The sequence below is a fragment of the Candidatus Neomarinimicrobiota bacterium genome (genome assembly GCA_021734025.1).
Taxonomy (GTDB): Bacteria; Fidelibacterota; JAANXI01; order JAANXI01; family JAANXI01; genus JAANXI01.
Genome location: JAIPJS010000031.1, coordinates 21,558 through 27,557, shown reverse-complemented (window position 1 = coordinate 27,557; position 6,000 = coordinate 21,558). Strand labels below are relative to the sequence as shown.

General features: G+C 52.0%; 6 protein-coding genes. All 6 read right to left on the bottom strand.

The genetic code is table 11. From position 1 onward, the window contains the following. Window positions 1–167: 167 nt before the first annotated feature. Window positions 168–1,445: an FtsX-like permease family protein gene (locus K9N57_17540; protein MCF7805983.1), complete on the bottom strand. Its 1,278-nt coding sequence runs from the start codon at window positions 1,443–1,445 to the stop codon at window positions 168–170. Next, window positions 1,442–2,611: an FtsX-like permease family protein gene (locus tag K9N57_17535; GenBank protein MCF7805982.1), complete on the bottom strand. Its 1,170-nt coding sequence runs from the start codon at window positions 2,609–2,611 to the stop codon at window positions 1,442–1,444. The genes K9N57_17540 and K9N57_17535 overlap by 4 nt, the downstream gene beginning before the upstream one ends. An 11-nt stretch (window positions 2,612–2,622) precedes the next feature. Beyond that, window positions 2,623–3,324: an ABC transporter ATP-binding protein gene (locus tag K9N57_17530; protein MCF7805981.1), complete on the bottom strand. Its 702-nt coding sequence runs from the start codon at window positions 3,322–3,324 to the stop codon at window positions 2,623–2,625. Window positions 3,325–3,532: 208 nt separating this feature from the next. Beyond that, the gene (locus K9N57_17525) at window positions 3,533–3,916 is read right to left on the bottom strand and encodes a GxxExxY protein (protein ID MCF7805980.1); all 384 of its coding nucleotides are present in this window, start codon (window positions 3,914–3,916) and stop codon (window positions 3,533–3,535) included. Window positions 3,917–4,117: 201 nt separating this feature from the next. Next, window positions 4,118–5,269, bottom strand: a complete 1,152-nt coding sequence (locus tag K9N57_17520) for a hypothetical protein (GenBank protein ID MCF7805979.1) — start codon at window positions 5,267–5,269, stop codon at window positions 4,118–4,120. A gap of 3 nt (window positions 5,270–5,272) precedes the next feature. Then, window positions 5,273–5,971 (bottom strand): TetR/AcrR family transcriptional regulator, encoded by a 699-nt coding sequence (locus tag K9N57_17515; protein ID MCF7805978.1) that lies wholly within the window; start codon window positions 5,969–5,971, stop codon window positions 5,273–5,275. Window positions 5,972–6,000: the final 29 nt, after the last annotated feature.

Below are 6,000 nucleotides of genomic sequence, written 5' to 3'. Positions count from 1 at the left end.
CGCGGACAGCGGGTCCGATCCCCGAAATATGCTGCACGCCAGATCCGGTGAATATGCGTGCGAGTCAAATCGGCTGTAAAGACTTGTTTCATATGCAATTATACACATAGTATCAACTCCATGAAACCTAAAATGCCCTTCACAAATACCTTTCTCTGAAACGACCATCACTGCACTTCCAATTCCTTAAAAAGCGTTGCCGTTTCCCGTTTGTAAATACCCAACCCGGCGATCATGGAGCCGAGGGTTGTAGCCAGAAGCCCCGGGAAAAACCCGACGTAATAGCTCGCCGTCGTCACCTTCGCCCGGACAACATCCGGGAAGAGGATGGTGGCACTCCCCATCAGATTTCCGACGTCGATGCCGTGGGACTGCATATAATAGGAAGCAGCCAGTCCCAGCGCAGTGCCCACAACAGAACCGACCAGTCCGATCATTACCGACTCGATGATCATCGTGCGGTAGATGTGGCTCTTCTCCTCGCCGATGGCAAGGCGCACACCGTATTCGCCGTAGCGCCGCAGTGTGCCCATCAGTCCGGCGTTCCAGAGCACGATGGACATCACCAGGACGAAGATAAATACCATAATCGAGGAGACGACGTCCACATACGCGTACATGGAACCCAGGTCGTTCTGGTCGGTCAGTTTAAGGATGGCTGGTGTGAAATCCCCTTCCAGAGATGAGTAGAGCTGTTCGAATTTCTGTACCACTGCGTCCGCCCGTTCCTCCTCATACTGTCCGTCTTTAAAAAATCCCAACAATTCTCCTGCCCCGTCATCCATGTTTAGCGTCCGGCGGATGCCGCTGATATCGGCGATGATTCCGCCGCGATCCAGCGCCTGAATGCCGAAATGCACCGTGCCGACCACCTCGAAATTCTGCATCGCCATACCGCCATACATACCGGTGCTGATGAGCGTAGCCGATTGACCGATTTCGAGATCCAGCGATTGAGCAAATTCGTCGCTTACCAGTATCTCGAACGGCTCTTCCGGAAGGCGCCCTTGAACCAATCCATCGCGAAGTCCCATCCGCTGAATTTCATCACTGGATGGATTCAGCAGATCAACCGCCAATCCCCCAGCCGGCCCCTGCGCGCGGGTTTCGCCAGTTTCGTCCGGGATATCCAGCAGTCCGCCGAAGTGGATCCGTGGCGCCCATTCAATCTCCGGGAACTGGTTGGAGAGTTCGTTCTGCAATTCTTCGACTTCAAGCAGTGCCAGGTCGTTCGGCGTCCGTTCCATTTGCTCCGCGTACGCCCGGGTCACCACTTTGACGTGTCCGGTCTGATAATTGGCGTTATTGGTGACCATGTCCGCCATTTCACCCTCGATAAAACTGTACATAAACACCGTCAGCAGCACACCGGCCGCGGTAACTAGCAGCGGAAACAGGCTTCGGGAGCGATCCCGGAGTAAGCCTTTCAGGAGAAACCAGGTCATGAGAATTTCCCCCTGAGCGCGTCGGTCGGCTCCAGCTTGGCAATCTTCCGGGTCGGCAGGTAACTCACGATTGTTACCGTGATAAAGACCAGGATAATCGTTCCCATGACCAGTCCGGCCCCGTAGGTCGGATACATAGTTCGTCCCAGCGCCATACCGTAGTCTTCCACGTATTCAGGCATGGTAAATCCGGTGCGGGCGAACCAGGTCAACAGCGGAAGTCCCCAGACCGCGCCGACCAGTATCGCCAGGATGGCGTGTAGAGCGCCCTCCAATGTGAAAAGCCGGATGAGCGTTCCACGGGTCATGCCCAGCGCCATGAGGGTGCCCATCTCCTTCCGGCGCCGCCAGAGGGAGAGCACCTGGGTATCGAATACCGCCAGCAATCCCATGCCCAGCAGGAAGAAGTACATGATGGAGAGCGAGGAATCGGACATGTCCTGGATTTCGTCGATTTCCCTGGTCAGAAATCCGATATCCCTGAAAATCCAGTTTCCGGCTGCGGTGATATTTGCGGCGCCCTCTCCGCGGACAATCAGTGTGGCTTCGTCTTCCATGCCGGTCATCGTATAGATTCGATCCAGCGGCAGCCAGATCTGTCCGTTATCCACCGACTGGACGATGGTCTCCATAATGTGCGCAATTCGAACGTCCGCGGCGTCGTAGGTGCCGTTGGCATCCCGCCAGCGGACGGTGATATAATCTCCCACGCTCAAGCCGGAATTTTCCGCCATGTTGTTTCCGATGAGCGCAGGGATGTCATTTTCTGCTACCATGGATTTCGTGGGCATTTCAAGGATGGTCTGCTCTGGCGGAATTCCTTTGAGGAGGATAGGTTTGATCCGCCCTTCGGGAAAAATCGATCCCTGGGTAATCAGGATCGGTACAGCATCCCCGCGGGCCACGTCATTCTGCAAGTTTGTCGGAATCGGCCCGTGGCTTTCGGTCAGCGCAAACGGGTCATACGGATCGTACTCCGAATGCCAGAACTGTCCCGCACCCAATTCCATCCGGATCATGGCATCTCTGGCACGATCCAGCATGCCTGTATACAGTCCCTGCATCCCGATAATCGTGACGAATGCCACGGAAAGCACAATCACGTTCAGCCAGGTGCGTATCCCCGCGCCGATGGTGTTTTTCCAGGCGAGTTGCAGTGTGACCATGATGTCTCTGCCTAAGCCTGGACCACGTCGTCTGCCACTACCCGGCCGTCTTCCAGCGAGATCTGCCGGCGCAGGTATTTGATGACTTTTTCGTCGTGGGTGGCAAAGATGAAGGTGGTCTCCAGTTCCTCGTTCAGGCGCTCCATCATCTGCAGGATGTTGTGGGCGTTCTTCGCATCCAGATTGGCGGTGGGTTCGTCCGCCAGCACGAGCTTCGGACGCTTGACCATGGCACGCGCCACCGCTACTCGCTGGCATTCGCCGCCGGAGAGCTGCGCCGGTTTGGAGTCGATCTTGTCGGTGAGACCGACCCAATCCAGCGCATCCTTAACCATGCTGTCCATCTCCTTTTTGGAGAGATGTTTCAGCAAAAGAAGCGGTAGCTTCACGTTCTCATAGACCGTATAGACCGGCAATAGATTGTAGGTCTGGAAGATGAATCCCATATGATGGTTGCGGAGCGCCGCCGCCTCCTTGTGGGAGAGCTGGCTGATTTTTTTGTCCAGCACAGTGGTCTCGCCCTTGGTCGGTTTGTCCAGTGAGCCGATGATGTTCAGCATGGTGGTCTTCCCGGAACCGCTGGGCCCCACCAGTCCGGCGAATTCTCCTTTCTTGAACTGCAGGTTGATATCCTTCAGGGCAATGAATTCACCCTTGCCCATGGGATAGGCTTTCAACAGGTCTTCGATGGTAATGAGTGCGTTATTTTGCATGGGGATTTTCCTTTTTAGATTTATTAATTTTCACCGCAGAGACGCAGAGCACGCTGAGAAAAAACTGTTATTGTTTAAATGATATGCTCCTGTCTCGTTAGCATTTCTCTAACAATAATTTTTGTTTTGCATTTTTTTCCTTGTTAGTAATTCTTCTGTCGTTCTCATTCTGTTCTCTGCGCCCTCAGCGGCTCCGCGGTGATTCTCTTTACTCCGTATATTCATTAACGACTCGCTTCACACCTTTTTTGAGTTGGGATACATTAAAATTGATAAGCAGTCCGACTTCCAATTCCGATAATTTCAGATACGATAAAAGTTGTGCCGTATGGATTGGTAGTAAACTTTCAACGGATTTTAGCTCCACAATTACGTTTTTTTCAACAACAATATCTAACCGATATGATAAATCTAATTGTACCTGTTTATATTTGATTGGCAATTCTTTTTGTCGCTCAATATCCAAGCCTTTTTCTTTCAGTTCATAGGCCAAGCACTCTTCATAAGCGGATTCCAACAAGCCGGGTCCTAATTCCTTGTGGACTTCAATGGCGCTGCCAATAACTTCATTGGTGATCTCGTTAATTTTCATTAAATACCTTTCACCGCAAAGACACAGAGTTCGCTGAGAAAAAAACTGGTATTGTTTTAAGGATAGTTCCCGGTGTCGTTCGCGTTTTCATAATACAAATTCATTTATTTTCAAATTTTTCCATGGTTTTTACAGTAACTTCTTTTGTTGTCCTCATTCTGTTCTCTGCGCCCTCTGCGGCTCTGCGGTGAATCGATTTGTTCAATGGTTAAAAATCACCATCAGTTGCAGGCCGAATTTTCCCACCGTCGTCACCGGTTGGTTCAGGAATCCACCCCCTGCCGCATCGCCAGTGCGTCCGAACAGGCTGGCGTGGAGCACCCACCGGTCGTACGTCCGCTGCCAGCTGAGGTAATGGTACGCCATCTCCGCCTCCCAGTTGTAGATACTGTACACCGCGATCTGGTCCAGCCAGCCGATGGGATAGGAGGCCATGAAACCGGAGGTCTGATTATCTTTATCCATATCGAAAACCTTGTCGCTTATCGTAACCAGCATGTGTTCGCCTAATACATGCAATCCGTTTCCCCCTGGAAATGTGTAATCAATACCGACCGTCTGGAATGATTGCCATCGGTATGCCTCGTTCCTGTACTCCGCATGGATTATTGCCGTTTCGAACCAGAGTCCAACGCCCACGTCCCAAATGCCGTCCAGGGCGATGCGGTTTTCCGCCACATGCGGCCCTCTCATGGTAAAATTGTTTAAATACTCCCCGGGAACGCTCCGCAGATGATAACTCACCGCCATTTCACCGGATCCCACCGGATGTTGATATCGACCGCCAAGCTCCGGAGACCCTTCTTTGGATGGCACGAACTCCAGTCCTTTCGTTTCGTCCTCACCATAGATGCCCCACAGCCAGATGCTGGACAGGTTCTCAAAATCATAGCGGAGACGCAGCGCATACACGCCTTCCGTCAGCTGGAGGGGATCTCTGGGATCGAGGCGATCGAACCACATGAGGGAGCGCAGCAGTTTTGCCGGACCGAAGTTGATCTTTTGTAGGCCAACGCGGGATTCGAATTTATGGGTGGCAAACCTCGCCCAGAGGCGATACGGCTTCAGATCCGCCGCGCCGCTGTCGAATTGTGTGTTATAATTTCCGTACAGATTCGCGGAGATCTCGACATCCATGGTATATGGTGCATTTTCGGTAAAATCTTTGGCGAACTCAGGCAGGTATCTTACACCGCTTCCGAACCAGAAATCGGAGTGCTCCGACTGCTGCACATTCCCCCAGCCGGAGAGCTGGCCGCGGAATTGTTGTGAGTATCCGAAATCAGGGACAAAGAAAAAGATAAGTACAAGCATCATCATAAATCGGGTGATATATCGGTGGCTTTTCTTCATGGGTTATGATTCTTGAAAAAATTCATCGATGATCGTGAGGTCATACAGTTCCAGGGGCTCTTCCTCAGTGCCAATAAGCCGGTTAATAGCAAACTCATACGCTTCAATCTTCCGGGAAAACTCCTCAAGAATGCGCTGTCGTTCTTCCCCGGATGCCTGTTCCAGCCGCAGAAAACTCTCACTGAACTGTTCGGCAACACCGAATCCCATGTGAAAAATAATCCGGGCGCTCTCTTCCGGATACCGGATCTCCCAGCCCTCCTCAGCCATCCCCTGTTTCATGATTTCCGCATAATAGGGTGCCGCCTTTTCAAGGGACATTTTGTTGAGCGCCTGGAGCAGTCTGTTATTCTTTGGATCGTACATGACGCGCATCAACTCCAGAAAGACGTCCCGTTGCTCCACTTTCCAGTTTCCGACCTGCGAATACACTTTTCGGAATTTTTCCCTGGCGGATAAATCAGCATCGGCAGTGATCTGCGCCACGATGGCTATCGCCTCATCGGTAATCCGATCCGCCAGCGCGATCATCAGATCTTCCTTGGAATCGAAATAGTGATAAAACGTCCCCTTGGCGATTCCGATAGCGCTGATAATATCATTGATGGAGGTGGCGTCGTACCCCTTGCTAAAGAAAAGGCTCCGGGCAGTTGCCAGAATCTCCTCCATCCGTTCATCGTACTCTTTGACTTCTCGTACCAATTTCTTCTCACTTTTCCCGTTTCACCGAC

Excerpts from the sequence above, each read along its gene's own strand:
- K9N57_17540 (MCF7805983.1), bottom strand. The coding sequence starts at position 1,445 with ATGACCTGGTTTCTCCTGAAAGGCTTACTCCGGGATCGCTCCCGAAGC.
- K9N57_17535 (MCF7805982.1), bottom strand. The coding sequence starts at position 2,611 with ATGGTCACACTGCAACTCGCCTGGAAAAACACCATCGGCGCGGGGATA.
- K9N57_17530 (MCF7805981.1), bottom strand. The coding sequence starts at position 3,324 with ATGCAAAATAACGCACTCATTACCATCGAAGACCTGTTGAAAGCCTAT.
- K9N57_17525 (MCF7805980.1), bottom strand. The coding sequence starts at position 3,916 with ATGAAAATTAACGAGATCACCAATGAAGTTATTGGCAGCGCCATTGAA.
- K9N57_17520 (MCF7805979.1), bottom strand. The coding sequence starts at position 5,269 with ATGAAGAAAAGCCACCGATATATCACCCGATTTATGATGATGCTTGTA.